At 72.0% G+C, this 26,393-nt stretch carries 21 protein-coding genes; 8 read left to right on the forward strand and 13 right to left on the reverse strand.

The features are described 5' to 3' along the window. Window positions 1–45 precede the first annotated feature (45 nt). The 5 genes from gmd to ACFWRT_RS09925 are packed head-to-tail and all read left to right on the forward strand — an operon-like array spanning window position 46 to window position 7,687. Entirely contained in the window at window positions 46–1,059 is a 1,014-nt protein-coding gene (gene gmd / locus ACFWRT_RS09905; protein ID WP_380951478.1) for a GDP-mannose 4,6-dehydratase, read from the forward strand. Then, window positions 1,056–3,839, forward strand: coding sequence for a LamG-like jellyroll fold domain-containing protein (locus ACFWRT_RS09910; protein WP_380951477.1), 2,784 nt, complete (start codon window positions 1,056–1,058; stop codon window positions 3,837–3,839). The genes gmd and ACFWRT_RS09910 overlap by 4 nt, the downstream gene beginning before the upstream one ends. Further along, window positions 3,836–6,097: a LamG-like jellyroll fold domain-containing protein gene (locus ACFWRT_RS09915; RefSeq protein ID WP_380951476.1), complete on the forward strand. Its 2,262-nt coding sequence runs from the start codon at window positions 3,836–3,838 to the stop codon at window positions 6,095–6,097. The genes ACFWRT_RS09910 and ACFWRT_RS09915 overlap by 4 nt, the downstream gene beginning before the upstream one ends. Window positions 6,098–6,101: 4 nt before the next feature. Beyond that, window positions 6,102–6,851 carry a hypothetical protein gene (locus ACFWRT_RS09920; RefSeq protein ID WP_380951475.1) on the forward strand — a complete coding sequence of 250 codons (750 nt, stop codon included), beginning with the start codon at window positions 6,102–6,104 and terminating at the stop codon, window positions 6,849–6,851. Further along, a complete protein-coding gene (locus ACFWRT_RS09925; RefSeq protein ID WP_380951474.1) occupies window positions 6,848–7,687 on the forward strand; it encodes a glycosyltransferase family 2 protein in 840 nt (279 codons plus the stop codon). Before ACFWRT_RS09920 ends, ACFWRT_RS09925 begins: the two co-directional genes overlap by 4 nt. 12 nt (window positions 7,688–7,699) lie before the next feature. Here the strand turns inward: ACFWRT_RS09925 and ACFWRT_RS09930 are convergent, their stop codons facing one another. Further along, complete coding sequence (locus tag ACFWRT_RS09930; protein ID WP_380951473.1) at window positions 7,700–8,863, reverse strand: glycosyltransferase; 1,164 nt, start codon at window positions 8,861–8,863, stop codon at window positions 7,700–7,702. 108 nt (window positions 8,864–8,971) lie between these two features. Between ACFWRT_RS09930 and ACFWRT_RS09935 the strand changes: the two genes are divergently transcribed. Beyond that, complete coding sequence (locus ACFWRT_RS09935) at window positions 8,972–10,510, forward strand: hypothetical protein (RefSeq protein WP_380951472.1); 1,539 nt, start codon at window positions 8,972–8,974, stop codon at window positions 10,508–10,510. On the opposite strand, the gene ACFWRT_RS09940 is transcribed toward ACFWRT_RS09935, so the two are convergent. From ACFWRT_RS09940 to ACFWRT_RS09950, 3 genes are read right to left on the reverse strand one after another with little or no spacing between them, the layout of a single operon-like run. After that, window positions 10,479–11,720 carry an MATE family efflux transporter gene (locus ACFWRT_RS09940; protein ID WP_380951471.1) on the reverse strand — a complete coding sequence of 414 codons (1,242 nt, stop codon included), beginning with the start codon at window positions 11,718–11,720 and terminating at the stop codon, window positions 10,479–10,481. The genes ACFWRT_RS09935 and ACFWRT_RS09940 overlap by 32 nt on opposite strands. Next, window positions 11,717–13,405, reverse strand: a complete 1,689-nt coding sequence (locus ACFWRT_RS09945; protein WP_380951470.1) for a tyrosine-protein kinase domain-containing protein — start codon at window positions 13,403–13,405, stop codon at window positions 11,717–11,719. Before ACFWRT_RS09945 ends, ACFWRT_RS09940 begins: the two co-directional genes overlap by 4 nt. Then, window positions 13,402–14,664, reverse strand: a complete 1,263-nt coding sequence (locus ACFWRT_RS09950) for a glycosyltransferase (RefSeq protein ID WP_380951469.1) — start codon at window positions 14,662–14,664, stop codon at window positions 13,402–13,404. The genes ACFWRT_RS09945 and ACFWRT_RS09950 overlap by 4 nt, the downstream gene beginning before the upstream one ends. A gap of 151 nt (window positions 14,665–14,815) precedes the next feature. Between ACFWRT_RS09950 and ACFWRT_RS09955 the strand changes: the two genes are divergently transcribed. Continuing rightward, entirely contained in the window at window positions 14,816–15,265 is a 450-nt protein-coding gene (locus ACFWRT_RS09955) for an FAD synthase family protein (RefSeq protein ID WP_015612087.1), read from the forward strand. Here ACFWRT_RS09955 and ACFWRT_RS09960 read toward each other — a convergent pair. From ACFWRT_RS09960 to ACFWRT_RS10000, 9 genes are all read right to left on the reverse strand, one after another. Then, complete coding sequence (locus ACFWRT_RS09960) at window positions 15,234–15,962, reverse strand: CDP-alcohol phosphatidyltransferase family protein (protein WP_380951468.1); 729 nt, start codon at window positions 15,960–15,962, stop codon at window positions 15,234–15,236. The genes ACFWRT_RS09955 and ACFWRT_RS09960 overlap by 32 nt on opposite strands. 154 nt (window positions 15,963–16,116) lie before the next feature. Continuing rightward, window positions 16,117–16,488 carry a monovalent cation/H(+) antiporter subunit G gene (mnhG, locus tag ACFWRT_RS09965; protein WP_355868512.1) on the reverse strand — a complete coding sequence of 124 codons (372 nt, stop codon included), beginning with the start codon at window positions 16,486–16,488 and terminating at the stop codon, window positions 16,117–16,119. Continuing rightward, entirely contained in the window at window positions 16,485–16,835 is a 351-nt protein-coding gene (locus ACFWRT_RS09970; protein WP_380951467.1) for an MrpF/PhaF family protein, read from the reverse strand. Before ACFWRT_RS09970 ends, mnhG begins: the two co-directional genes overlap by 4 nt. After that, window positions 16,832–17,458 (reverse strand): Na+/H+ antiporter subunit E, encoded by a 627-nt coding sequence (locus ACFWRT_RS09975; RefSeq protein WP_380951466.1) that lies wholly within the window; start codon window positions 17,456–17,458, stop codon window positions 16,832–16,834. Before ACFWRT_RS09975 ends, ACFWRT_RS09970 begins: the two co-directional genes overlap by 4 nt. Further along, on the reverse strand, window positions 17,455–19,107 hold the full coding sequence (locus tag ACFWRT_RS09980) for a Na+/H+ antiporter subunit D (protein ID WP_380951464.1): 1,653 nt from the start codon (window positions 19,105–19,107) through the stop codon (window positions 17,455–17,457). The genes ACFWRT_RS09975 and ACFWRT_RS09980 overlap by 4 nt, the downstream gene beginning before the upstream one ends. Further along, complete coding sequence (locus ACFWRT_RS09985; protein ID WP_380951463.1) at window positions 19,104–19,727, reverse strand: Na(+)/H(+) antiporter subunit C; 624 nt, start codon at window positions 19,725–19,727, stop codon at window positions 19,104–19,106. The genes ACFWRT_RS09980 and ACFWRT_RS09985 overlap by 4 nt, the downstream gene beginning before the upstream one ends. Then, a complete protein-coding gene (locus ACFWRT_RS09990; protein WP_380951462.1) occupies window positions 19,724–22,627 on the reverse strand; it encodes a Na+/H+ antiporter subunit A in 2,904 nt (967 codons plus the stop codon). Before ACFWRT_RS09990 ends, ACFWRT_RS09985 begins: the two co-directional genes overlap by 4 nt. Window positions 22,628–22,975: 348 nt before the next feature. After that, window positions 22,976–23,377: a RidA family protein gene (locus ACFWRT_RS09995; protein ID WP_380951461.1), complete on the reverse strand. Its 402-nt coding sequence runs from the start codon at window positions 23,375–23,377 to the stop codon at window positions 22,976–22,978. Beyond that, the gene (locus tag ACFWRT_RS10000) at window positions 23,374–24,576 is read right to left on the reverse strand and encodes an acyl-CoA dehydrogenase family protein (RefSeq protein ID WP_380951460.1); all 1,203 of its coding nucleotides are present in this window, start codon (window positions 24,574–24,576) and stop codon (window positions 23,374–23,376) included. Before ACFWRT_RS10000 ends, ACFWRT_RS09995 begins: the two co-directional genes overlap by 4 nt. A 149-nt stretch (window positions 24,577–24,725) precedes the next feature. Here ACFWRT_RS10000 and ACFWRT_RS10005 point away from each other — a divergent pair, with 149 nt between their 5' ends. Beyond that, window positions 24,726–26,387: an AMP-binding protein gene (locus ACFWRT_RS10005; RefSeq protein ID WP_380951459.1), complete on the forward strand. Its 1,662-nt coding sequence runs from the start codon at window positions 24,726–24,728 to the stop codon at window positions 26,385–26,387. Window positions 26,388–26,393: the final 6 nt, after the last annotated feature.

Below are 26,393 nucleotides of genomic sequence, written 5' to 3' on the forward strand. Positions count from 1 at the left end.
GGTGACGTGTTCGTCGCACAGACGGACAGCAGAGAAGGGGGAATCGTGGCGAAGACCGCGCTCATCACGGGTGTGACCGGCCAGGACGGCTCGTACCTGGCGGAGTTGCTGCTCGACAAGGGGTACACGGTCCACGGCCTGATACGCCGCTCGTCGAGCTTCAACACCGAGCGGATCGACCACATCTACCAGGGCCCCGAGGAACCGGAGCGCTCCTTCGTCCTGCACCACGCGGACCTGACCGACGGTGTGGCACTGGTGAACCTGTTGCGCGACATCCAGCCCGACGAGGTCTACAACCTGGGCGCCCAGTCCCATGTGCGGGTCTCCTTCGACGCCCCGCTCTACACCGGTGACGTCACCGGACTCGGCACCATCCGGCTCCTTGAGGCGGTCCGGGCCAGCGGTATCCAGACCCGGATCTACCAGGCGTCGTCCTCCGAGATGTTCGGCGCCAGCCCGCCGCCGCAGAACGAGAAGACCCCCTTCCACCCGCGCAGCCCCTACAGCGTGGCGAAGGTCTACTCGTACTGGGCGACGGTCAACTACCGCGAGGCGTACGGCATGTTCGCCGTGAACGGGATCCTCTTCAACCACGAGTCGCCGCGCCGCGGGGAGACCTTCGTGACCCGGAAGATCACCCGGGGGGTGGCCCGGATCAAGGCCGGGCTCCAGGACCGGCTGCACCTGGGCAACCTGGACGCGGTCCGGGACTGGGGGTACGCGCCGGAGTACGTGGACGCCATGTGGCGGATGCTCCAGTGCGACACCCCGGACGACTACGTGGTGGCGACCGGCGAGGGGGTCAGCGTCCGGCAGTTCCTGGAGTTCGCCTTCGAGCACGCGGGCCTCGACTGGGCCGAGCATGTGCGCTACGACCCGAAATACGAACGCCCCAGCGAGGTCGACGCGTTGATCGGTGACGCCTCCAAGGCGGAGGAGCTGCTGGGCTGGAAGCCCGAGGTCAAGTCCCGCGAGCTGGCCCGGATCATGGTCGACGCGGACATCCGCCTGCTCTCGGACCAGCTCACCGGGGCCGCCGTGCGGGTGGACAGATGAGGGGACCGGGGCTCCGGGAACGTACCGGCGTCCTCACCGCCGTCCTCGCACTGGCCGCCGGGGTGCTCGCCCCGGTGGCCGCCGCGCCCCCGGCGGCCGCGCTGACCGCCCCGGTCGGCTTCACCGCCGACCATCTGCCCACCTACCAGACCAACGGGATCGTGTGGTCGCTGGCCGAGGCGAACGGGGTCGTCTACGCGGGCGGCACCTTCTCCACCGTCCGCCCGGCCGGTACGCCCTCCGGCGGCGCCTCGACGCCCGCCGTCAACTTCGCGGCGTTCAACGCGGCGACGGGGGCTCCGGCCGGCTGCTCGCTCTCCTTCACCCGGAGCAGCGGCACCGCCACCGTGCGGGCACTCGCCGTCTCGCCGGACAAGTCGACGCTGTACGTGGGGGGTTACTTCAACGCGGTCAACGGGAGCAGCGCCAACGGGCTGGTCGCCGTCGACACCGCCACCTGCACGCGGCGGGCGGGGTTCTCGCCGAACTTCTCGGCGACGGTCCGCGCGCTGGACGTGGCGGCGAACGGCACGGTCCACGCCGGCGGCGACTTCCAGTCGGTGAACGGGCAGATCCGGCGCTCCTTCGCTGCGGTGACCCCGGCCGGCGCGGTCACCGCGTGGAACCCGGACGCGGACGCCCCGGGACGGACGCTGCGGGTGACGCCGGACGGGCGGTCGGTGCTGATCGGCGGTGACTTCTTCACCGTGGGCGGGGCGGCCTCCCATGCCCTGGCGGTCACGAGCGCCACCACCGGCTCCCTGACCCGGGGCTATCCGGACAACTTCATCCCGTCCACCGCCGTCATCAAGGACATCGTCACGGACTCCGCATCCGGCGGCTGGTACGCGGCCGGTGAGGGCCGGGGCGGCAACTCCTTCGACGGCCGCCTCGCGATGAAGCTGGACGGCTTCGGCCAGCGCTGGCGGGACACCTGCCAGGGCGCGACCCAGGCGCTGCGCGTGTACAAGTCGGTGCTGTACGCGGCGAGCCACGTGCACGACTGCTCCACGATGGGCGGCTTCCCCAACCAGGCGCGCAAGCACCTCACCGCACAGAGCGTCGACGATCCGGCGCTGCTGGGCTGGCTGCCCGACACCAACGACGGGATCGGGGAGCCGGTCGGGCCGCGCGCGCTGACGATCTCCACCCGCGACGGCCGCGACTTCCTCTGGGTGGGCGGGGAGTTCACCACGGTCAACGGGGTGCGGCAGCAGGCGCTGACCCGGTTCGCCGACACCCCGGACACCGGGGCGCCGAGCGCGCCCGCCGCCAGTGTGTCAGCGCCGCGCGCAGGCGCGGTGCGGGTGAGCTGGCGGTCCTCGCTGGACCTGGACGACAGCCTGCTGACGTACCGGGTGTACCGGAACGGGGGTGCGGCGCCGGTCCACACCACGACCGGCTCGTCGCTCTTCTTCAGCCGTCCCCAACTGACTTTCACCGACAGCGATGTGACGGCAGGCCAGTCCTACTCCTACCGGATCACCGCGACCGACGGCGCCGGCAACACCAGCGCCCTCTCCCCCGCCGTCTCCGTGACCGCCGCCTCGTCCGCATCGCCGTACCAGGAGCGGGTGCGGGCCGACGGGGCGGATCTGTACTGGCGTTACGACGAGCCCGGCGGGGCGTTCGCGGCGGACGCGTCGGACAGCCGGAACGGCGGGGTGTACGTGAACACCCCCACGTACCGGGCCACACCCTCGGCCGTCGCCGGTTCGGCCGCGCTCGCGCTGAACGGCAGCGACGAGTACGTGTACAGCGACCGGCTGCACCGCTACGTCTCGCCCACCCCGTACTCCATCGAGACGTGGTTCCGTACGACATCGGCGAGCGGCGGGCAGATCGTCGGGTTCGGCAACAGGATCGGTACGGCGCAGGGCCATAGCAGCTCCGTCTCCGACAAGCTGCTCTACCTGACGGACAACGGCCGGCTCGCCTTCGGCGTCCAGGTAGGCAGCACCAGCAGCCGCCCCACGCTGACCAGTTCGGGCAGCTTCAACGACGGGCGGTGGCACCACGCCGTCGCGACCCAGGGGTCCGGCGGGATGACGCTGTACGCGGACGGGGTGCGGGTCGCCGCCAACACGACGGCGGGGAACCGCTCGTACAACGGGTACTGGCGGGTCGGCGGTGACGCGATGCACAACGCCTGGCCGAACCGGCCGTCCAGCACCTACTTCGCCGGTCAGGTCGACGAGACGGCGATCTACCCCTCGGCGCTGACCGCCGCCCAGGTCGCCGCCCACCACCAGTTGGCCCAGGCGCCCGCCCCGCCCGGTGACACCACGGTGAGCCTCCTGCCCACCGAGGACGCGTACGTCAACGGGGTGGCGGCCAACACGAACTACAACGACCAGCAGTTGGCCTCCCGGGGCTCCACGCCCTATCTGAGCTATCTGCGCTTCACCCTGCCCGCCGCCCCGGCCGGGCAGGTCCTCAAGGGGGCCCGGCTCCAGTTCCGTACGTCGTCGGATCCGACGGCGGGCTCCACCGACAGCCACACCGTGGTGCCGGTCACCGGCACCTGGACCGAGTCGGCGGTCACCTACACCTCCCGGCCGGCGCTCTCCGCGTCCGTGCTGGGGAGCATCACCGGCGCAACCGCCGTCTCCACCGACTACTCGGTGGAGCTCACCGCGCCGGCACTGGGCGGGGCCCTCGGCTCCGCCTACTCACTCGCCCTGACCAGCGGCGGGACGGACAGTCTGCGCATCTGGTCGAGCGAGGCAGGATCGGCGGCCGCCAGGCCGCAGCTCGTTCTCACCTTCGGAGCTGAATGATGAACGGAAGTACGGGGCAAAGAACCGGAGGACGTGGCCGTTTTCGGGCCGCTTCCGCCGCTCTCTGCCTGCTGGCCGGAGCCCTGACCGCCACGGCGGTCGGGAGTTCCCCGGCGGCGGCGCTGACCCCTCCGGTGGCCATCACCGCGGACGACCTCTCCACCTGGCAGACCAACGGCATCGTCTGGGCGATGGCAGCCGGCGACGGCGTCGTCTACGCGGGCGGCACCTTCTCCACCCTGCGGCCGCCCAAGGCGGCGGCCGGAACCGATGAGCAGCCCGCGGTGAACTTCGCCGCCTTCGACGCGGCGACCGGGGCGCCCACCGACTGCTCGCTGTCGTTCACGGTCTCCTCGGGGACCGCGACCGTACGCTCGCTGGCGCTCTCCCCCGACGGGGAGACGCTGTACGCGGGCGGCCAGTTCGGGGCGGTGAACGGCGTCGGGGTCAGCAACTTCGCCGCCATCGACACCGAGACCTGCACCGTCCGCAACAACTTCAAGATCGCCGTCTCGGCCACCGTGCGGGCGCTCGCCGTCACATCCGACACGGTCTACCTGGCCGGTGACTTCACCACCGTCGGAGGCCAGAGCCGGAGCCACTTCGCGGCCGTCTCCACCGCCGGAGCCTCGCTCCTGCCGTTCACGGCCAACGCCGACGAGGTGGCCCGGGCGATCGAGGTGACCCCGGACGGGCAGAACGTGCTGCTCGGCGGGGACTTCTTCCGGATCAACGGCACCACCACCCACGCGCTGGCCGTGGTGAACGCCACCACCGGGCAACTCACCAAGTCCTACCCCGGGTTCATCCACGAGAAGTCCACCGTGCAGGACATCACCACTGATGCCACCGGCTTCTACACCGCCAACGAGGGCAGCGGCGGCGGGGTCTTCGACGGCCGGATCGCGCTGAACCTGAGCGACTTCCAGCAGCGCTGGCGCGACACCTGCCTGGGCGCCACCCAGGCCGTGGCGGTCTACTCCGGGGTCCTCTACAGCGGCAGCCACGCCCACGACTGCGCGAGTATGGGCGCCTTCCCGGACCAGCCGCGCAAGCACCTGCTGGCCCAGTCGGTCGACGACCCGAAGCTGCTGCCCTGGTTCCCGGACACCAACGACGGCATCGGTGAGCCGGTCGGTCCGCGAGTCATGGCCCAGGCCGGCAAGGGCGACCGCCACTACCTGTGGGTCGGCGGCGAGTTCACCACCGTCAACAGCGCCCCCCAGCAGGGGCTGACCCGGTTCGCGGACGGCCCGGACACCGGGGCGCCCTGGGTGCCCAACGTCAGCCTGTCCACGCTGAATCCGGGGAAGATCGAGGTCAACTGGCAGACCAGCTTCGACACCGACGACGGTGAGCTGACCTACCGGATCTACAAGGACAACGCCGCCACCCCCATCCACACCACGACCGGCTACTCGGTCTTCTGGAACCGGCCGCAGCTCACCTGGACGGACACCGACGTCGTGCCGGGCGAGACCTACTCGTACCGGATCACCGCGAGCGACGGCATCAACACCAGCGCCAAGTCCCCGGCCCAGTCCGCCACCGTGACGACCACGACCGAGGCGTACCCCGCCCGGGTCAACTCCGACGGGGCCACCCTCTACTGGCGCTACGACGAGGGCACCTCAACCTTCGCGCACGACAGCAGCGGCGAGCTCAACAACGGCTTCCTGCGCAACGCCCCGGCCTACCGGCAGACCCCGGCGGCCGTCGCGGGCCCGTCCACCGCGATCGGCTTCAACGGGACCAACCAGTACGCCTACAGCAACCGGCAGCACCCCCAGCCGACCCGGTTCTCGGTGGAGACCTGGATCAGGACCACCACCACCCAGGGCGGGAAGATCATCGGGTTCGGGAACCTGAACCAGCAGAACAGCACCCGCCACGACAAGCACGTCTACATGCGCAACGACGGGCGCCTCGTGTTCGGCGTCAACAGCAGCGGGACACGCACGGTCACCACCTCGGCCGCCTACAACGACGGCCAGTGGCACCACGTCGTCGCCACCCAGGGCCCTCTGGGCCAGGGAATGTCGCTGTACGTCGACGGGCAACTGCGCGCGTCGAACATCCTGGTCTCCGGCAACGAGAACTACCCGGGCTACTGGCGGGTCGGCGGGGACAACCTGGCCGGCTGGCCCAACCGTCCCACCAGCAACTTCTTCGCCGGCCAGATCGACGAGACCGCCGTCTACCCGACCACGCTGACCGGTTCCCAGGTCAGCGCCCACTACGCCCTGAGGAACAGCTGATCCGATGAGGAATCCGTTCCTGGCCGGCGCCGCCGTCGTCATGACGGTGGCGGCGCTGGCCGCCTGCGGCTCGTCCGCGGACGGGAACGGTCCGGAGGCCGCGGGCGCCCAGCGCCCCGCGGCCTCCGGGCCCGCCGTCCCCGGCCCGTCCGCCACCACACCGACCGCTTCTGCCCCACCTGCCGCGCCCACGGCCCCTGCCACCGAGGAGCCGGTGGTCCCCGGACCGTCCGTCCCCGCCGCGACCGCCGAGGGTCCGAAGACCCCCTCCGACGAGATCACCCCGGCCACCGGGACCTTCACCAAGAAGCAGAAGGAGTATCTGGAGGACCGGGTGCCCAAGGGCATGGACCCGGCCGCCGTGCTCCAGACCGGCCAGGAGACCTGCGAGAAGCTGCGCTACCTGGTCAAGGTCGACCGGGACACCGCCGTGGGCGTCATCGCCACCCAGGAGATCCCTGACGCACCGGCCGCGGTGGCGGGGCTCTGCCCCCAGCACCAGGACCTGGTCGACGAGGCCGCGTACGCCTACGCGGACGGCACCCACACCGGGAAGACCGTGCGGCCCGGCGTCTACCGCTCCGCGTCGCCCACGACGAACTGCTCGTGGCAGATCGAGGGCGCGGGCGGCAAGGAGCTGGCCTCCGGCACCTCCGACACCGGGACGTCGCGGAAGATCACCATCCCGAAGTCCGCCCGTACGTTCACCTCCACAGGCTGCTACGCCTGGCTGGCCGAAGGAGCCAAGGGATGACCGCTGGTAAGACGAAGCTCCCGATAGCCGTGGCGATCCCCACGAAGAACGAGGGCCTGAACATCGCCGAGGCGGTGAAGTCGGTGCTCGGCCACTTCGAGGCGGTCGTCGTGGTGGACTCCCACAGCACCGACGACACGGTGAAGATCGCCGAGGAGTGCGGGGCCGAGGTGGTCACGTACACCTGGGACGGGGGCCACCCCCGGAAGAAGCAGTGGTGCCTGGAGAACGTCCGCACGGATCTGGACTGGATCCTGCTGCTGGACGGCGACGAGCGCCTCAGCCCCGGGCTGCTGGCCGAGCTGCGGGAGACCTTCCGGGATCCGGCGGCGCCCAAGCCGGCCGCGTACGACATCCCGCTCGGGTACTGGTTCTCGGGGAAGCGGCTGCGGCACGGATACACCATCCGCAAGCGGTCGTTGACCGACCGCACCCGCTCGTACTACCCGGAGGTCGGAGACCTGGACGCGCCGGGTATCGGGGAGGTGGAGGGCCACTACCAGCCGGTCGCCGCGACGGCGGGGACGTTGGAGAACCCCATCGAGCACCAGGACCTCGACCCCGTCACCGCCTGGTTCGAGCGGCACAACCGGTACTCCGACTGGGAGGCGTGGCTGGAGCACCACCCCCAGGTGAAGGAGCAGGTGCGCCAGGTCAAGTCACGCCAGGGGCAGTTGTTCCACAAGGCACCGTTCAAGCCGGTGGTGTCGTTCGCGTACATGTACCTCTACCGGCGGGGCTTCCTGGACGGCCGCGCCGGGTTCGACTTCGCGCTGGCGATGAGCTTCTACCGCTGGCAGATCGCCCTCAAGTCCCGCGAGAAGCCCGTACGTTGACCCGTGCGCCGCTCACCCTCGCCTCCGGCGGACCACGTCCTCGTAGGTCCGCCGGAGGGTGGCGGTGACGACCTCGATGGTGAACTGGTCGTTGACCAGGTCCCAGGCGGCCTTGCCCGCCTGCTCGGCGGCCTCCGGCTCCAGCAGCTCCAGGATCGCGTCGGCGACCTTGCGGGCGTTGGCCGCGTCCTCGCCGACCCGGCTGTCGATGACCCGGCCCGCCCCGGCCTCCGCCACATCGGGGGCCTGGCCGCAGGTGCGGGTGATGACGACGGGGGTGCCCACGGACATCGCCTCCAGGACCGAGACCGGGAACGGCTCCTCGATCGCCGGCAGCACGTACACATCGGCCTCGCGTCCGGCGGCGAGCACCTCGTCGTGCTCCAGCGGGCCCACATGGTCCAGGGAGCCCTCGACGCCCAGCTCCCGGGCGAGGGCGAGGGTGCCGGGGAGCGAGCCGGTGTCCGGGCCGGCCAGGACGAAGCGGGCGTCCGGGTGGCGGGCCAGGACGTGCGGCATCGCGGAGACGAAGTCCTCGGGCCGCTTGCGCTTCTGGATCCGGGCGAGGTAGAGCACGGTCGGCGGCCGGTCTGCGTCGCGGGCGGGCTTGCGCTCCTGCGGGCGGACGCCGTTGACCAGCCGTACGGTGCGGGTGAGCGGGACGGGGGCGGCGACGGCGTTCACATCGAGCCGCTCCATCTCGGTGAGGTGCAGGACGGCGTCCGCGCTGCGCAGCACCTTGCGCACCCCGAGCAGGTCGGTGAGCTGGGCGGCCTTCTTCTCGGTCGGGTCGATCATGCCGTGGGTCTGGACGACCAGGGGGGTGCGGGTCGCGAGCGCGAGGAGTGCGGCGGGCAGGGTCACCAGGTCCCGCATCAGATGGACGTGGACGAGGTCGGCGCCGCGCATCATGCGGCGTGCGGTGTTCAGCAGGGCGGCGGAGGTGATGCCGCTGACCTCGAACATCGGGAGCACGTGCCGGGCCTGGAAGAGGTGGACCGGAACTCCCTCGACATGACTGGGGAGTTCGCCGTCCGGGAAGCCGTCGCCGAGGGCCATGATGCGGGCGTCGTCCCCGGCGGCCCGCTGGACCTTGGACAGGTTGAGCGCCACCCGGGTCGGACCGCCGAAGGCGTGGTCCGGAGTGTGGAGTGTGACGACGTGCAGGATTTTCACCAGAGTTCCCCTCGACCATGGCCACTTGTTCACAGCCTAGCCATCGGCCCTCCCCAAGTGGGCTGATTCGTTAGAGTGTTCAGCGGTTCACTGATCTCTGGGGGGCGCATGACGTCGGTGCACACGTCGGCGCGAGGAGAGGCCGACGGCGCGGTCGGGCGGCCCACGTGGCCAGGGGCCCCCGACGGTGTCCTGGAGCCGGCCGAACGGCCGATCGCCTGGTCGATGCTGTCGCGGGCGCTCTCGGTGCCGCTCATCCTGGGTCTGGTCTGCTTCCTGCCCGCGGTGATCGCCGCGCAGCCCGGCAACGGCGTCCGGGACACCGCGTACTGGCTCCAACTGGTCCTGACCTGCTACGCGGGGGCCCGGCTGGCGACGATGATCCTCTCCACCCGGCGGCGGCTGCTCCAGGGCGTCTTCTGGATGTTCGTGTACATCGCGATGGGCGTGGCCCCCTTCGCCCAGGTGGTGATCGGGCAGACGCCGACGCCGATGGTGGGGCCGCGCCAGGATCTGATCACGGCCGTCGCGATGGTCCTGCTGGGGTGTGCCGCCTACGACCTGGGGGCGCTGCTGGCCTCCCGGCGCCCGCTGCGGCGGCGTACGCCCTCCGCGCGGACCACCGTGGGGCCCGCCGTGGCGCATCCGCTGCGGCTGCGGCTGCTGGTGGTGGTCGCGTTCGCGGCGAGCGCGTTCTACGTGCTGAAGCTGGGCGGGCCCGCGGTCTTCTTCTCCAGCCGCCAGGAGATCACCGAGACCGTCGCGGCGAGCGGGGTGGTCACGGAGGGGTCCAATGTGGGCTCGGCCTTCATCAAGGGCTTCGGCCAGGTCCCGGCGCTGCTGGCGCTGCTCCTGTACACCCGCCGTCTGGCGACCTCCTACCGGGCCCGGCGCACCCCGTCGACGGTGCTGGTCTGGGTGGCGCTGGGGGCGCTGAACCTGGTGGTGAACAACCCTATCTCCAACGCCCGTTACTGGTTCCTGACGGTGCTCATGGCGTTCGTGTTCACCGCGATGCCGAGCAGTGCGGCGGTCTACCGCACGGTGCTGGCGACGGGGGTGGTGGGGGCGCTGGTGGTGTTCCCGTACGCGGACAAGTTCCGCTACGACGACGAGGGGCAGCGGCCCGCGCAGTCGGCCTCGGTCTTCGAGCCGCTGGTGACCAAGGACTACGACCAGATGGTGATGTTCGCCAACACCATCTCCTGGGTCGACACCCGGGGCCATACCTACGGCCGCCAACTGACCGGCTCCGCCCTGTTCTTCGTTCCGCGCGCGGTGTGGAGCGGGAAGCCGGAGGACACCGGGGTCCGGGTCGGGCAGTGGATGGGGCTGCGGATGACCAATCTCTCGGCCCCGCTGTGGACCGAGTTCTGGGTCGACTTCGGGGCGACCGGGATGGCCGGCGGGATGGCGCTGATCGGGTACGCGGCGGCCCGTACCGACCGCCGGTACGCGCGGTCCGTCACCCGGGCGGGACCCGGCCCCGGCAGTGTGCTGGCCATCGCCGCGCCGCTGATCGCCGGGTACACCTTCATCCTGCTGCGCGGCCCGCTGCTCCAGGCGGCGGGGAAGCTGGCCATCGCCGCGCTGTGTCTGCTGCTGATCAGCACCTTCAGGGAGCAGCGGGCGAAGCGCCGACGGTGACGGACTCCTCCGGGGCCGGGCGGCGGCGCAGCCGGGCCACCCTGATCCAGGTGGCGGCGGCCTTGCAGAGCGAGCCGAGGAAGAGCCCCCAGGCGGCGCCCAGGACGCCCCCGACGACGTAACCGCCCGCGAGGAAGGCCACGGTGGTGAGCGAGAAGACCACCTGGATGGCGAGCGTGGTGCGCGGGTCCATCATCCGCAGGGCGAGCAGCCCGCAGGTGCCGACGGCCATAGCCGCGTACTGGCTGCCGGTCGCGGGCAGCAGGGCAGCGGCCACGGACCAGGTGTCGCCGAGGAGTTGGCGCCCCGCGCGGTCGGGGAGTAGGGCGAGGACGGCGGCCCAGAGTCCGGCGGTGGTGGCGAGCACGGCGGCGAGGGCGGCGGTGGCCCGGACCCGGCTCCGCTCGTCGGTGATGCGGCCGAGCAGCGGGGGGCCGAAGGAGGTGGCGGAGGTGAACAGCACGTTCAGCGGTCCGAACAGGGTGGTCGCCCCGCGCAGGGCGCCGACCAGGAGCGGGTTGCCGACGGCGCCGAGGCCGAGGACGGAGAGCTGGCTGGTGGCGTTGCCGACGCCGAACTCGACGGTGAACCGCTGCCCGAGGTGGCCGCGCCGGAGCATCGGCCGCAGCAGCAGCGGGGACCCGGCGGTGGCGCGGTGGAGCAGGGCGGCGGAGAGCAGGAGCGCGGGCAGGGCGGAGAGACCCCAGAGCGTGATCAGGCGGGCGGGAGACGCCCCGTACACCTGCGTCCCGAGCACGCCGAGGACGCACGCCAGCCGCAACAGGTCCGAGAGCAGGGCGAGATGGGGCTGCTGGAGGGTGGAGAACGCGTACCGTACGGCGTCCTGGCCGAGCACCACCGGCAGGACGAGGCCGAGCATCAGCAGCGCCCGTGCCGTGTCTCCGGGGACGAGGAGGCAGCCGGCGGCCAGGAGCGCGCCGAGCGCGGCGGCGGCGAGCACGGTGAAGGCGACGGCGGAGCGGCAGGCGCCGCGGGTCTCCTCCCCCGCCCCGCGCTTGAGGACCAGCGGCTGTCCGGTGTACGCGCCCGAGACGCCGAGCAGCACCGTGAAGACCAGGTAGACCGCGGAGAAGCGGGCGAAGTCGGCGACCGTGGAGAGCCGGGCGGCGGCAAGAAGCACCAGGATGTTGGTGAGCGCCGCCACGCCCTGGTCCGCGACCGAGCACAGGACGGCCGTGCGGGCTCTCACCGCCGCGCCGCCGGAAGCGTCAAGGAGCGCAGGCCGAGGGTCTCGGTGGGGTCGCCGGTGATCTCGGGCGCGTCCGGCTCGGCGGTGGGGGCGGGCCCGTCGCCGCCGTTGCGGCGGCGGGCGGACTTCGGCCGGCGCTCCGACCGGGTGAGCCGCCGCCGGCCCGGGTGGAGCAGGGCGCCGAGGACGGAGCCGCCGGAGGCGCCGATGATCTCGCGGATGCGCTCCAGGTCGCTGCGGTGCACCGCGCGCGGGTCGCAGACCACCATCACGCCCTCCACCCGGTCCACCAGGGCGACCGCGTCCGCGTAGGAGAGGACGGGCGGGGCGAGGACGATGACGACGCTGCCGGGCCGGTCGGCCTCGGCGACGATCCGGCCGACCGGGGTGGAGGTGAGGGCGCGCGGGACGTTGTCGACGGTGGTGCCGGGGATCAGGGCGAAGGCGCCGGAGCCGGGGACGTCCACGTTGGAGCGGCCGCCGGTGGGCCAGTTGCCGTCGCCCTCCTCGGCGGCCCAGCGCGGCGGGCGGACCTCGTGCGCGGCGGAACCCAGGGCGCGGGCGAGGGAGGGGGTGCGCAGGTCGGCCTCGACCAGGAGGACGTCGCGGCCCATCTCGGCGAAGGCGGCGGCCAGGTTGGCGGCGGCGGCCGCCGCCTCCTCGTTGTCGCCGCGCGGGGCGGTGACCAGCAGGCGGCGGCTCTCGGCGAAGGAGGGGTCGTAGGCGAGCCGGAAGGCGACGGCCCGGTACTCCTCTGCGAGCCGGGAGCCGCTGCGGCCGATGGCGAGGACCGACCCTGCGGCGCCGCGTTCGCGGGGCAGGGTGCCGAGCAGCGGGGCGCCGAGCGAGCGGACCAGCTCGCGGGTGGAGCGTACGGCGGGGTCGAAGACGAGCCGCACCCAGGAGAGCAGCAGCCCCAGCGCGAGGCCGACGACAGCGCCGAGGCCGAGCAGCAGCGGCAGGCCGGGGCCGGTGGGCGAGGTGGGGGCGACGGGCTTCTTGTTGAGGTAGCCGGGGGTGGTGTCCAGGGCCTTGAGCTCGGAGATCTTCCGGCTGAGCTCGGAGATGGAGACGATGATGTTGGCGCGGGCGCTGGTGACGTCGTCCTCCGCCCCCAGGCCGATCTGCTTCTCCAGCAGGTCGCGCTTCTCCTCCAGCGGGTCGAGCTGGGCCCGGTAGCCGTCGGAGATGTTCTCGATGGATTCCTCGGTGCGGGACTTTCGGTGGGCCAGATAGGCGTTGGCCAGGGCTTCGGCACGGGCCCGGGACTGCTCGGGGGTGGCGCCGGTGTAGGCGAAGCGGAGGGTGAGGGTGTTGGGCGGGTTGGTGACCTGGAGTCCGGTGAGCAGGTCGCGGGCGGCGACGTCGTCACCCTTCTTGAGCAGGGTGCCGGCCGCCAGGGTGCCGACGGTGTCGCTGACGGCGGTCTGGCGCTCGGAGCCGATGTTGATCCCCTTGTCGGCGGTGGCCCCGCTGGCGAAGGGGTCGGAGATGGCGGAGCGGACCAGCACCTCGGCGGTGGCGGTGTAGGTGTCCTCGCCGCTGAGCGCGAGGTAGCCGCCGCCGATCAGGCCGATGGCTACGCCGACCGCCAGCAGCGCTCGGTAGCGCAGGAGTTGGCGGAACTGGTCGCGCAGCAGCGCCGGTTCGTCCTGGTCGTCCGGGACACGGTTCACGGGGGTCATCGGCGGGGGCTCCCTTGTCCGTCCTGCAGGGCCTCGGCGAGGAGGTCGTCGAAGCGGGCGAGGCCCGCCTCCCGGCTCAGGTGGCGCTCGACGTAGCGCGGCCCCTCGGCCCCCAGCGCGTCGGCCGCGGCCGGGTCGGCGGCCAGCTTCCGTACGGTGGCGAGCAGGGCGGCCGGGTCCTCGGGGGCGACGAGCACCCCGGCGCCCGAGCGGCGCACCTCGTCGGCGGTGCCGCCCTCGTCGGCGACGGAGGCGATGACCGGGCGGCCGGAGACGAAGTACGAGGTGAGCTTGGAAGGGACGCTCATGTCGAGGACGGAGGCCCGCTGGGTCACCGCGAGGATGTCGGCGGCGGCGAGGACGTCGGTGAACTCCCCGGCCCCCGCGGGCTCCAGGAAGTCCACGTTGGGCAGCCCCTCGGCGCGGGCGCGCAGGGCGTCGCGCTGGTTGCCGTCGCCCATCAGGACGACCCGGACGTCCCTGGCGAGGCGGGCGGTGTCGATCAGGACCTCCAGGCCCTGCTTGAGGCCCATGTTGCCGGAGTGCAGCAGGACAGGGGTGGCGGGGTCCCAGCCGAGCCGGGCGCGGGTGGCGGCCCGGTCGGCGGTGGGGCCGTGCACATGGGTCCAGTTGGGGACGAGCCGGATGCGGCCGGGATCGACGCCGAGGGCGGTGACGCCGGGGACGAAGCTCTCGTGGATGACGCCGACGAGGGCGGCGCCGCTCAGCGCGTACCGCTCGGCCGCCGCGGCGACGGCCGCCGCCCTGCCTCCGCCCCGTATGCCGCTCTGCGCGGCGGCGGCGCCCATCAGGTCCTGGACGACGGGGACGTAGGGGACGCGGTGGCGGCGGGCGAGGCGGGCGCCGATCACCCCGCCGGCGAGGCTGGGCATCTGCGCGATCACGGCGTCCGGCCGTCCCGGCGGCGGCGCGAACAGCCCGGTGGCGAGGATGGACGCCTCGAACGCGGCTCGCTTCAGGGCCGTCTGACGGGGCGGCACATAGTGCCTGCGCCGGTGGACGCCGACGCCGCCGCGTATCTCCACCGTCCGCCACACGCTGCGGTACGCCTCGTCCAGCTCCCAGGACGGGTAGTGCGGCATCCCGGTGAGCGCCCGCACCCGGGCGCCGGACTCCGCCCAGTGCTCAGCGAGTTGAGTGGCGTACGGACCGATGCCCGTGACCTCTGGTGCGTAGTTCGTCGAGACCACCAGAAGGCGGCGGTTCAGAAACGGCCTGTGCCGTTCGGCATCGGACATCGGACGATCGCCTTCCCCCCACAACAGCCGCTGCCCCCTGCGGGAACAGCCCCTCACCGAGCTTATCCGTTCACGGCTTGCACAAGTGTTCTTCACAGTAAGGTCGTTGGAACATCACCGGATCACGTTGACCGTGGGGGGAGAGATACGGATGGTGCAGCACAGGGTGGGGTACGCACCCGGGGTGTACGACCTGTTCCATGTGGGTCACCTCAACATCCTGCGGCATGCCCGCAGTCAGTGCGACTACCTGGTCGCGGGGGTCGTCTCGGACGAGATGGCCGCCCTTGCCAAGGGCCACACGCCCGTCATCCCGTTGCGCGAACGGCTGGAGATCGTCCGCAGTGTGCGGTTCGTCGACGCCGCGTTCGTGGAGACCGTGCCGGACAAGGTCGAGACCTGGCAGCAGGTCCGGTTCGACGTGATCTTCAAGGGCGACGACTGGCGGGGCACGGAGAAGGGGAAGAAGCTGGAGCGCGACTTCGCCGAGGTCGGCGTGGAGGTCGTCTACTTCCCGTACACCGTGCACACGTCCAGCACCCAGTTGCGCCGGGCGCTGGACGTGCTGGTCAGCCGGGACGGAGCGCTCTCAGCTCCCTGAACCACTTGGTGAGGAAGGCCGCCAGGAAGAGCGTGTGGACCACCGCGAGCACGGCGTACCCGGCCCGGAAGGCCCCGGGTGCGCCGAGCAGCAGGAACACCAGGCAGAAGACTCCGTAGTCGGCGGGCAGCAGCGCGACCGCCCGCACCTGCGATACGGGAGCGGTGGCCAAAGCCGACGGCGCTGCGGCCACCGCCGCCTTGCCGAGCTTCTCGCGCAGCAGCCCCGCGCAGAAGGTCACCACGGCGGCCAGTTGGAAGCCCAGCGGCAGCAACAGCCAGGCGTCCGAGGGAAGTTCGCCGAAGCGGTAGAAGGAGATCAGCACGGCGGTGTGGACGAGCACCAGCTTGCCGCAGTCCACGACGTGGTCCAGCCACTCCCCGTCGGGCCCGCCCCGGCCGGTGAGCCGGGCGAGCTGGCCGTCGGCGGAGTCGAAGGCGAAGCCGATCGCGAGCGCCGCGTAGACCAGCAGCGCCAGTGTCCAGGACGGCTCCACGAGCGCGACCGCCGCGAGTGCGGCGTAGGTGAACAGTGCGCTGACCAGCGTCACTTGATTGGGCGTCAGTCCGGCCCGGTACGCGCCCGCCGCGAGGAACCGCCCGGCCGGGCGGTTCACGTACCGCGAGTAGAGCGAGACGCCCTTGGCGCTCTTCTGTGCGCCGCGCAGTTCGCGCAGCACTGTGCCCGTGCTTCCCATACGCCCCCCAGCGTCCGGCATTGCCCGCATCATGGCATGCGGACACCGGGGCCGGGGGGTGATTGGCCGGGCCGGAACAGTTCCGTGATCATGCCGGGCCGGGTCAAGGGGGCCAGGTCGGTCAGGCCGGGCCGGGTCAAGGGGGCCAGGTCGGTCAGGCCGGGCCGGGGGGCTGCCTGCCGTCGGTGAGCTGCTCGTCGAGTTCGTCGAAGAGCAGCTCCTCGTGCTGGACCTGTCCGGTGCGGTACGCGGAGCGGGCGACCAGGTGCGAGGCGACCGGGCCGGTCAGCATCTGGAAGAAGCCGATCAGCGCGAGGGTGGCGAGGTCCATGCCGGAGCGCAGCCGCAGGGCGACCCCGGCCAGCACCAGGAGCATGCCGAGGGTCTGGGGCTTGGTCGCGGCGTGGCTGCGGGAGAGGACGTCGGGCAGCCGGAGCATGCCGATCACCCCGAGCAGGCAGATCGCGGCGCCGAGGAGGACGAGCAGGGCCCCGGCCGTGTCGAGGATCTGGAGCCAGTCGTTCACTGCGGGCCCTCCTTGGTCTCGCCGGCGGCCGGTCCCGGGGCGCCCCGGGTCGGGACCGTGACGGCGGGCCGGTCGCGTACGGCGATGAAGCGGGCGATGCCCACCGAGCCGGTGAAGCCCAGGAAGGCGAGCACCAGCATGATCGGGAAGTAGAACGAGTCCAGCGCGACGGCGGACTTGGCGCCGAGGCCGGCGATGATCAGGGCGGCGATCACGTCCAGCGAGATCGCCCGGTCCAGCATGGAGGGGCCGCGCCAGATCCGGACCAGCAGCAGCAGACCGGCCGCCAGGACCAGGACCACGGCGGCGGTCAGCAGAATACGGTCGACCTGTTCGAGAACGCTCATGGTGCGGGCCTTCCGGCGGCGAGCTGCGGCGGTGGGGGCGGTTCGGCGACGCGGGCGATCTCGTCCCGGGTGCCGAAGGCCCGTACGGTCAGTTCCTCCAGCCGCCAGACCTGTTGCCGGGCGGCTTCGAGCTCCTCGGGCCGGTCCGCGTCCAGGACGTGCAGGAAGACGGTGGCGGTGGCCCGGCGCACCTCGATGACGGAGCCGCCCGGCACGTTGGAGACGGCCACCGCGACGGCGGCGAGCATCAGGTCGCCGCGGCAGCGCAGGGGCACGCCGATGACGGCGGCCCGGTGCGGTGTGGAGCTGAAGATCTGCCGGGTGACCCGCACGCCGGAGGTGTACATGTCGTAGAGCAGATACCCGGCGAGCCGGATGATGCCCCAGGGGTGGAGCCGGAGCCCGAGGTCGACCGGCGGCAGCGGGAAGGCCAGGCAGACGGCGCTCGCGACGACGACGCCGGTGATGATGTTGGCCAGGTTGAAGGTGGACCAGAGCAGCACCCAGATGAGGGTGAGCCAGGCGATCAGCGGCAGGTCCAGCACGCGTCCGCGTCTGCCGATCCGGCAGCTCATCGGCGGCAGGTCGGCGTCGCGGAACGAGAACCGCAGGAAACGGCTCACTTGCCCAGCACCTCCTCGATGTAGGGCGTGCGCTTCAGCAGTTCGGCGGCCGAGCGGTCGGTGAAGGCGGTGAGCGGCCCGGCGAACACCGTGAAGGACAGGGCCAGCGCGATGGTCGCGGCGGTCGCCGCCATCATGGGCCGGGGCAGCCGGCTGGTGGTGATGACCGACTTCTCCCGCAGTGTGGCCGCGACGGGTCCGCCGGCCGGCTGCCATACGGGCTCGATGCCCTCGTCACCGGTGCCGGGAACGCCGTCGGGACCCATGTCGGTGTCGTCGTCGCTGTCGTCCCCGGACTCCAGGACCGTGCCCGCCTCGGCCTGTCCGGGCGGGGCGGCCCGCCAGAACGCCAGGTTCCACACCTTGGCGGTGACGTACAGCGTCAGCAGGCTGGTGACCACCGAGCCCGCGACCAGGATCCAGGCCCAGGTGGAGCCGTCGGCGACGCCCGCCCGCATCAGGCCGAGCTTGCCGATGAAGCCGGAGAGCGGCGGGATGCCCGCCAGGTTCATCGCGGGGACGAAGAAGAGGAGGGCCAGTATCGGCGCGGCCTTGGCGAGTCCGCCGAGCCGGGTCAGCTCGGTGGTGCCGCCCCGGCGTTCGATCAGCCCGGCGACCAGGAACAGCGTGGTCTGGACGGTGATGTGGTGGACGACGTAGACGATGGCGCCGCCGTACGCCTCGCGGGTGGCGAGCCCGATCCCGAAGACCATGAAGCCGATATGGCTGATCAGGGTGAAGGAGAGCAGCCGTTTGAGGTCGGTCTGGGCGACCGCGCCGAGGATGCCGATGAGCATCGAGGCCAGGGCGACGGCCATCAGCAGGTCGCCGATCCGGTTGCCCGGGAAGAGCAGCGTCTCGGTCCGCATCATGCAGTAGACGCCGACCTTGGTGAGCAGTCCGGCGAAGACGGCGGTGACGGGCGCGGGCGCCGTCGGGTAGGAGTCGGGGAGCCAGGCGGCGACCGGGAAGACGGCGGCCTTGATGGCGAAGACGGTGATCAGCATCGCCTGGATCAGTGTCTGCACCCCGAGCGGGAGTCCGGGCAGCCGCTCGGCGAGCTGCGCGAAGTTGACGGTGCCGAGGGCCGCGTACGTCATGGCGATGGCGATGAGGAAGACCATCGACGAGAACAGGGAGATGATCACGTAGGTGGAGCCGGCCCGCATCCGGGGTCCGGTGCCGCCGAGGGTGAGCAGCACGAAGCTGGCCACCAGCATGATCTCGAAGCTGACGAAGAGGTTGACGAGGTCGCCCGCGAGGAAGGTGCAGGAGACCCCGGCGACGAGGATCAGATAGGCCGGGTGGAAGACCGCCAGCGGGGTCTCCTTGTCCCGGTCGGTCATGCCCTGGCCGAGGGAGTAGATCAGCACGCAGAGCGTGACGGCCGAGGAGACGGTGAGCATCAGCCCGGAGAGCCGGTCGGCGACCAGGGTGATGCCGAGCGGCGGGGCGAAGTCGCCGAGGTGGACGGAGAGCGGGCCCTGCCGGTCGGCGGCGATCATCAGGATGATCGAGAGCGCCAGGACGGCGGTGAGGACGGCGACGCTGATGAAGCGCTGGAAGCGCTGCATCCGGGTGCCGAAGGTGAGGCTGAGTCCGGTGGCGCAGAGCGGCAGGAGGACCGGCAGCGGGACGAGCGCGTTCATCCGGCGGCTCCTCTTTCGTCTCGGGGGTAGCGTTCGTCGGCCTTGGCGTCGCCGTCGCGTTCGTAGTCCTCGGGGTCGGCGCCGATGACGTCGTGCCAGAGGTCGCCGGAGGCGTCACGGCCGCGCGCCTGGCGGGCGCGGTCGTCGCGGAGCCGGTCGCGGAGCTTGCGGCGCTCCTCGCGGTAGCGGTCGCGCTCGTCCGGCGTCGGCGGTTCGTCGCCCGAGCGGAACTCCTCGCGCAACTGGGCGCGCTCGGAGAGCACTTCGGCGCGGAGCACGATGCGCCGGTCCTCCAGGTCGTCGTGCACCTCGTCGGTGCCGGTGATCTGGTGGCTGCGGTAGGCCATGGCGAGCAGGAACGCGGTGGTGCCGAGGGTGATGACGATGGCGGTCAGCGCGATGGCCTGCGGCAGCGGGTCGGTGACCCGGCGTAGGTCGACCCCGTAGAGGAGGGGTGCGGCGCCGGCGGTACCGGTCGAGGCGAGGATCAGCAGGTTGACGCCGTTGCTCAGGATGACGGCGCCGAGCAGGATGCGGGTCAGCGGGCGGGTCAGCATGAGGATGGCGCCGACGGCGCAGAGCACCACGGCCGTGACGAGGAGGGAGGCGCTGACGGTCATCGGGAGTTCCCTTCCGCCGTCGTGCTGTTGGAGGCGGTCAGGGCGCCGGCGGCCCGTTCGATCTGCCGGTCGATCTTGGCGCCGAGGGCCCGGACGATGTCCAGGACGACGCCGAGCACCAGCAGGTACACGCCGAAGTCGAACAGGATCGGCGTACTCATGTGGAAGTCGCCGAAGACCGGCAGGTGCCCGTAGTAGGTGAAGGCGTGCAGCACGGTGCCGTCGATCAGCCCGAGGAGCCCCACCGCGGTCGAGATGAACAGGCCGAGTCCGGTGAAGAGACCCGGTTGCAGGGGCGCGGCCTGGGCCAGTTCGAACCGGCCGCCGGCCAGATAGCGGGTGATGAGGGCGACTCCGGCGACGAGCCCCGCGACGAAGCCGCCGCCGGGCATGTTCTCGGCGCAGAACAGCAGGTAGACCGAGAGGATCAGGATCGGGTGGAAGAGCAGCCGGGCCACCACTTCGAAGACGATCGAGCGGTGCTCGGGGGCGAGCGTGGAGCCGGCGGCGAGCCAGCCGCGCTCGGGCGCCACCTCGTCGCCCTGCGGCAGCCGCGCGGTGTGCTGGGCCGCGATCGACCAGGCGGTACGGCCCTTGAGTTCGTCCGGGAGCATCGGCCCGTCGCTGCGCCGGTGCAGGTAGATGAGGCTGGTGACCCCGATGGCGGCGGCGGCCAGTACGGCGGACTCCCCCATGGTGTCCCAGGCGCGCAGGTCGACGAGGATCGTGGCGACGACGTCCTTGTACCCGTGGTCGGCGACCTCCTCGACCATGGCGGCGCCGGCGGGTTCGGCGGTCCGCGCGGCGGCGGCCACCCAGAGCGCGACGCCGATGGTGCCGGCCGCCAGGAGGGCCACCGGGATGCGGATCGCGCGCCGCCAGGGCGAGACGGTCTCCTCGAAGTGGACCGGCATCCGGCGCAGCACCAGAACGAAGACGATCATCGCGACGGTCTCGACGCAGAACTGGGTGAGCGCCAGGTCGGGCGCGCCCTGGACGACGAAGAGCAGGGCGGTGCCGTAACCGATCAGGCCGCTGAGGACGACCGCCTTCATCCGGCGGCGTACGGTCAGACAGAGCAGCGCGGCGACGCAGGTGAGGACGGCCACGCCGCCCTGGAGCTCGTTGTCCCAGATCCGGGGGGCCGGAGCGCCCTGCCAGGGCCGGTCGGTGACGAGCACGGCGAGCTGTCCGCCGGCCATGACGAGCAGCGTGGTCGCCAGGTAGACCGAGAGGGAACCGCGCTGGATGAAGCCGGTGACCTGGAGGGCGAGCCGTTCCTGACCCAGCAGCAGATGGCCGAAGACGCTGTCGGCGGTGGGCCAGGCGATCCGGCGGGAGACCTTGCTGACGGTGTCCCGCGCGAGGAAGAGGCCGGTACCGGCCGCCCAGGCGACGGCGGACAGGAGCAGCGCGATGCCGAACCCGTGCCAGAGCGCCAGGTGGTAGGGGTCGGCGGGGGCCGGATAGCTGTCGGCGTAGGCGCTGAACAGCCGGTCCGTCAGGCCGACGCCGGGGCCGAGCACCAGGCCGAGGACGGCGAGCAGGGCGGGCGGGGCGAGGAAGGCCCAGCCGACGCGGTGTACGGGGGTGTCGGGGACGCCGGGCTTACGGGCGAAGGCGCCCCAGACGAAGCGCAGGGTGTACGCGGTCGTCAGCGCCGAGCCCAGCACGACGACGGCCAGCGCCCAGCGGTCGGCGGCCGAGCCGTGCAGCAGCGCCTCGAACGCGGCCTCCTTGGCGGCGAAGCCGAGCAGCGGCGGCAGCGCGGCCATGGAGGCGGCGGCGAGGACGGCGACGGCGGCGACGTACGGCAGGGAGCGCCCCACTCCGGAGAGTTTCCGCAGGTCGCGGGTGCCGGCGGAGTGGTCGACGATGCCGGTCACGAGGAAGAGCGGCGCCTTGAAGAGGGCGTGGCCGAGGATCATCGCGACGGCGGCGAGGGCCGCGTCCCGGTTGCCGGTCCCGGCGAGCAGGGTGAGGAAGCCGAGCTGGCTGACGGTCCCGTAGGCGAGGACGAGCTTCAGGTCGTTGAGGCGCAGCGCGCGCCAGCCGCCGAGCAGCATGGTCGCGCCGCCGAGCACCAGGATGACGGGCTTCCAGACGGGTACGTCGGCGAAGGCCGGGGAGAGCCGGGCGACCAGGTAGACCCCGGCCTTGACCATCGCGGCGGCGTGCAGATAGGCGCTGACCGGGGTGGGCGCGGCCATGGCGTTCGGCAGCCACATGGAGAACGGCCAGATCGCGGACTTCGACAGCGCACCGGCCAGGATCAGCACGAGCGCGACGGAGATGGCGAGGGTCGTCTCCGGCGGGTCGGCGACGATCGCGGAGATCTGGTACGTACCGGCGGCCTGACCGACGATCAGGAAGCCGACCAGCATGGCGAGGCCGCCGAGCGTGGTGACCGTGAGCGCCTGGAGTGCGGAGCGCCTGCTGTGGCGGTGTTCGCTGCCGTGGCCGATCAGCAGGAAGGAGAAGACCGTGGTCAGCTCCCAGAAGACGTACAGCGTGATCAGGTCGTCGGCGAGGACCAGCGCGAGCATCGCCCCGGCGAAGGCGAGCAGGTTCCCGGCGAACCGGCCCAGTTGCGGGGTGTCGTCGCGGAAGTAGGAGGCGCAGTAGATCAGGACGAGGGCGCCGACCCCGGCGGCCATCAGGACCATCAGCTCGGAGAGCGCGTCCAGGCGGAGGCCGAGCGCGACGTCGTAGTCCGGGATCCACTGCCAGGACCAGGTGACGGCCTCACCGGAGGCGGCGGTGCTCCACTGCGTGAACGCCCAGACGGTGGCGGCGACGGGAGGCAGCGCCAGCACGAGGAAGGCGCGCCTGCCGAGCCGGTGGACCAGCGGGCCCGCGAAGGCGGCCAGCACGAAGTGGCCGATGATGAGCCCGATCACAGCGTGGCGTCCGGGTCGAGCGGCGAGACAACCGAGAGAGAGGGCACCAAATACAGATATATCGCCCCGGTCGATTCATCGGACCGGCACGCCGCGCGCACTCCGGCACGCTGAGGCCCGCGCCGGGCCCGAGGAGGCGTCAACTGGGGACGTAGGGGCCGCTGTGAACGCAGGTGAAGGTGTTCCATGTGGTGCCGCACCCGGAGAGCCTAACGCGACTCTCTTGACGAATTCTTTACGGGGGGTGGGTTGCGGGTTGACCGTTCGCGCATGCGGCATGACACCGGGCCACCGCACAGCTCGGGGCAGCGCGGCGATCCCGTCTCAGGGCAGCACGGCGATCCCTTCTCAGGGCAGCACGGCGATCCCGTCGATCTCGACCATCGCCTGCTCGTCCCAGAGCCGGGCCACTCCGATGACCGCCATCGCCGGGTAGTCGCGCCCGGCCAGCCGGCGCCAGATCCGGCCGAGTTCGGAGGCGTGGGAGCGGTAGTCGGCCACATCGGTGGCGTACACCGTGACGCGGGCCAGGTCGGCGGGGGCGCCGCCCGCCGCGTGCAGGGCGGTGAGCAGGTTGGTGAGGGCGGTGGCGAACTGTTCGGGCAGGGTGGCGCCGACCACCTTGCCGTCCGGGTCGAGCGCGGTCTGCCCGGCGAGGAAGACCAGATGGCCCCCGGTGGCGACGACGGCGTGCGAGAAGCCGGTGGGCGGGGAGAGTTCGGAGGGGTTGATCCGGTGGGACGGGCTCATACGGACGGCTCCTGGGTCTTCCGGGCGGCGGCGGTGACAGGCTGCTCGGCGGCGGCCGGCGGGGCGGTGGCCGGCTCCTCGGCGGCGGAGGCCGCGTACAGCTCCTTGGCGATGATGGCGCGCTGCACCTCGCTGGCGCCCTCGTAGATCCGGGGCGCGCGGACCTCGCGGTAGAGGTGTTCGAGCAGATGGCCGCGGCGCAGAGCACGCGCGCCGTGGAGTTGGACGGCGGTGTCGACGACGTACTGCGCGGTCTCGGTGGCGTACAGCTTGGCCATCGCCGCGCGGCGCGGCACACCGCTCTCCCCCGCGTCGTACGCGGCGGCCGCCGCGTACACCAGGAGGCGGGCGGCCTCGGTGCGGGTCGCCATCTCGGCGACCTGGTGGGAGACGGCCTGGAGGTCGCTCAGCGGGCCGCCGAACGCGGTGCGGCGGGCGGTGTGGGTGACGGTGGCGTCGAGAGCGGCGCGGGCCATCCCGACGGCGAAGGCACCGACGCTGGGCCGGAAGAGGTTGAGGGTGTCCATCGCGACCCGGAAGCCCCGGTCGGGTTCGCCGAGGACGTCGTCGGCGCTGACCGGTACGCCGTCGAACTCCAGGGTGCCGATGGGGTGCGGGGAGAGCATGTCGAGGGCCTGGCCGGTGAGTCCGGGGCGGTCGGCGGGGAGGAGGAAGGCGGTGATGCCGCGTGAGCCGGCGCCGGGGGTGGTGCGGGCGAAGACGGTGGCGAAGTCGGCCTCGGGGGCGTTGGAGATCCAGCACTTCTCGCCGGTGAGCCGCCAGCCGCCGGGGGTGGCTTCGGCGGCCAGGGACAGGGCCCCGGCGTCGGACCCGGCGCCCGGCTCGCTCAGCGCGAAGGCCGCGACGGTCCGGCCCGCCCGGACCCCGGGGAGCCAGCGCTCGCGCTGGGCGGGGGTGCCCGCCCGGACGATCGGCGTGGTGCCGAGGCCCTGGAGGGCGAGCGCGGTCTCGGCCTCGGTGCAGCCCCGGGCCAGGGACTCCCGCAGCAGGCACAGGTCCAGCGCGCCGGAGGAGAACATCCGCTCCAGCAGGCCCAGCTCGCCGAGGGCGGCCAGCAGCGGGCGGTTGACGCGCCCGGGCTCCCCCTTCTCCGCCAGCGGGCGCAGGTGCTGCTCGGCGAGGGTGCGCAGCTCCTCGCACCAGGCGGTCTGTGCCGGTTCGAGGGAGAATGCCGTCATGGCGGCGCCTCTCTGGTCGCGTCTCTGCTTCTGGTCGCGTCTCTGCTTCTTGTGGCTTCTCTGCTTTATCGCGTCTCTGCTTTATCGCGGACTGTTGACTACCGTCACCCGAACGATACGCTCCGAAGGCGACAAGGGGGCGATCCTTGATGGAGCCGAATTCCTCGCCGAACACGCCCACAGCCGCCGCCGACGCGTCCGTACGCGTCCCCGGTGCGCACACCGACACGTTCGCGCGCGACCATCTGCCACCGCCGGAGCAGTGGCCCGAGCTCCTCCTGGACGGTCCCGGGCCGCGTTACCCCGACCGGCTGAACTGCGGGTACGAGCTGCTGGACCGCACGGTGGAGGAGCGGGGCCCGGACCGTCCCGCGCTGCGCTCCGCCGACGGGGGCGTCTGGAGCTACGGCGAGCTGCGGGAGACGGTGGACCGCATCGCCCATGTGCTCACCGAGGACCTGGGGGTGGTGTCCGGGAACCGGGTGCTGCTGCGCGGGCCCACCACGCCCTGGCTGGCCGCGTGCTGGCTCGCCGTCATGAAGGCGGGCGCGGTGGCGGTGACCGTACTGGCGCAGGCGCGGGCGGGTGAGCTGGCCACCATCTGCTCGCTGGCCCGGGTGAGCCACGCACTGTGCGACGCGCGGTCGGCGGAGGATCTGGCCGAGGCGGACGTGGACGGGCTACGAACCACGTCGTACGGCGGCGACGGCCCCGGCGACCTCACCCATCTGGCGGCCGCGCACGCCGGCTCCGGCCCGTACCGGGCGGTCGACACGGCCGCCGACGAGGTCGCCCTCATCGCGTTCACCTCGGGGACCACCGGGCGCCCCAAGGGCTGTATGCACCTCCACCGGGACCTGCTCGCCATCGCCGACACCTTCTCCGCGCACGTGCTGCGGCCGCTCCCCGACGACGTGTTCGCGGGCAGCCCGCCGCTCGGCTTCACCTTCGGCCTCGGCGGCCTGCTGATCTTCCCGCTGCGCGCCGGGGCCTCCACGCTGCTGCTGGAGCAGGCGGGGCCGCACCATCTGCTGCCCGCGCTGGTACGCCACCGGGTCTCGGTGCTCTTCACCGCGCCGACCGCCTACCGCACGATGCTCGGCCAACTGGACGGCCACGACCTCTCGGCCCTGCGCCGCTGCGTGTCGGCCGGGGAGAACCTGCCCGCGGCGACCTGGCAGGCCTGGTTCGAGGCGACCGGGCTGCGCATCATCAACGGCATCGGGGCCACCGAGCTGCTGCACATCTTCATCTCCGCCGCCGACGACGCCATCCGCCCCGGCACCATCGGCGTCCCCGTGCCGGGCTGGCAGGCCCAGGTGGTCGACGAGCGCGGCGACGAGCTGCCCGACGGCGAGGCGGGGCTGCTCGCCGTCCGCGGACCGGTCGGCTGCCGCTACCTCGCCGATCCCCGGCAGACCGAGTACGTCCGGCACGGCTGGAACCTGACCGGCGACACCTTCGTCCGCGAACCGGACGGCTACTTCCGTTACGTGGCCCGCGCCGACGACATGATCATCTCCTCCGGCTACAACATCGCGGGCCCCGAGGTGGAGGACGCCCTGCTCCGCCATCCGGAGGTCGCGGAGGCGGCCGTGGTGGGCCGGCCGGACGAACTGCGCGGCGAGATCGTGGTGGCGCACGTGGTGCTGACGGAGGGCTCGGAGCAGACGGCCGACTCGCTGCGCGCCCATATGAAGGCCAACCTGGCCCCGCACAAATGTCCGCGCGTCTTCGTCTTCGAGCAGTCGCTGCCGCGCACCGCGACCGGCAAACTCCAGCGGTTCCTCCTCCGCGAGGACTCCCCCTAGAGTGAT

The organism is Streptomyces cyaneofuscatus (assembly GCF_042718795.1).
Classification (GTDB): domain Bacteria; phylum Actinomycetota; class Actinomycetes; order Streptomycetales; family Streptomycetaceae; genus Streptomyces; species Streptomyces cyaneofuscatus_A.